The organism is Burkholderia sp. APQ4-4ca (assembly GCF_057837105.1).
This window is the reverse complement of sequence record NZ_JBYQCG010000172.1, coordinates 120,424-122,118: the sequence shown is the minus strand read 5'-3', so window position 1 is coordinate 122,118 and position 1,695 is coordinate 120,424. Positions and strand designations below refer to the sequence as shown.

2 protein-coding genes are annotated in these 1,695 nt (G+C 65.1%); both read right to left on the bottom strand.

Features of this window, described 5'->3' with window-relative positions; genetic code table 11:
• Positions 1-559: AraC family transcriptional regulator (locus tag AC3IFE_RS20250; protein WP_489191720.1), on the bottom strand; the 559-nt coding region annotated here is incomplete at its 3' end.
• A gap of 126 nt (positions 560-685) precedes the next feature.
• The coding region (locus AC3IFE_RS20245; RefSeq protein WP_489191719.1) for an MBL fold metallo-hydrolase at positions 686-1,695 on the bottom strand (1,010 nt) is incomplete at its 5' end.

Below are 1,695 nucleotides of genomic sequence, written 5' to 3'. Positions count from 1 at the left end.
TGGCGTTCGGGTCGTCCAGCAGCGCGAGTAGCCGGTTCAGCGCGTCGTACAGCAGTTCGTTCATGTCGCCGACGACGAGGCCGCGGCCCGCTGGAGCATCCTCGTGATCCGGCGCGACTTGCATCATCAGTTCGGCCATGACGCGGAAATCGAGCTTGAGGCCGAGCCCGAGAAACGGTTTGTCGGGGCTGGCCTCGATGATTTGCGTCGAACCGGGCAGATCGAGCGACGTGATCAGAAAGCGGTCGGCGTCGTAGATGTAGGCATCGCCGCTCTGCATGACCCGCTTCGCGCCCTGAACGACGAGGCCGAAGCTCGGCTCGACCATGCATTCCATCGGCAGCGTCGGCGCTTCCCTTCGATGAAAGCTCAGGTTGGGAATGGCCGTATTGAGGTGATCGACGCCTTCGGTCCATCTCGCGACGCGCTCTGCGAGCGTTTGTCGCAATTCGTTCTCGCGGCTGCGGCGGGTCGAACGGCGGTCTGCGTGGTCGAATGCCGCGATGGCGACGTCGTCGTCTCGTTGGTCGGGTATGTATCGGACGGATACCGGATGCATGACTCTACTCAGGTAATCGGGTCGACAGGCAGGCCGTCGACGTGCAGGGGGAGGCCGGCAACGCGTTCACCACCCAGAGTCGCGGCGCGGCCATCTTGCAGGAAAGCACGCGCAGCGACTGGCGGACTATTTCGTCGCCTGCGATGCGCAAAGCTGCCAGCGTCGCGTTTTCGCCGCCGGTGCTGCCGCGCGCTCGTCGACCGTGCGCCACCAGCGCTCGCCACGATGGGGTGCGCCGAGATCGAGGCGTTCGCCCATCCGCGGTGTCGACAGCTCGATGCCGCGCACGAGCGCCAACGCCGTGACACGCTCGAACGGCTCCTGCCAGCGGTGCATGGCGAGATCGAACGTGCCGTTGTGGATCGGGATCAGCCAGCGTCCACGCAAATCGATGTGCGCCTGCACGGTTTCTTCCGGCTGCATGTGCACGTACGGCCATTGCGCATCATAGGCGCCCGTTTCGATCAGCGTGACGTCGAACGGCCCGAGGCGCTCGCCGATCTCCCGGAAGCCGTCGAAATAGCCCGTATCGCCGCTAAAGAACAGGCGCAAATCGTCGTCGACGATCACCCACGATGCCCACAGCGTACTGTTGCCGTCGAACAGGCTGCGTCCCGAGAAGTGCTGGGCGGGCGTTGCCGTCAGCGTCACCCCTGCCACGTCCACGCTTTGCCACCAGTCGAGCTGGCGCACCTTGTTCGCGTCGATCCCCCATTCAATCAGCCGATCGCCGACGCCCAGCGTCGTCACGAACACGTCGGTGGTGGCGGCCAGCGCGAGCACCGTGTCGCGGTCGAGGTGATCGTAATGATCGTGCGACAGGATCACGCCGCGTAACGGAGGAAGCTCTTCCAGCGCGATCGGCGGCGCATGAAAGCGCTTGGGACCCATACGCCGAAACGGCGACGCGCGCTCGGCAAACACCGGATCGGTCAACCAGAATTCGCCGCGCAACTTCAGCAACAGCGTCGAATGGCCGAGCCGGTACAGGCTGCGATCGGGCGCCGCGTCGAGTTCCGCGCGGGTCAGCGAATCGACGGGCAGGGTGCCGGCGGGCACGGTGTGACGCGGCTTGTTGACCAGCATGTTCCACGCAATGCCCAACGTCTTGCCCAATCCTTCGGCGGGCCGTGGCG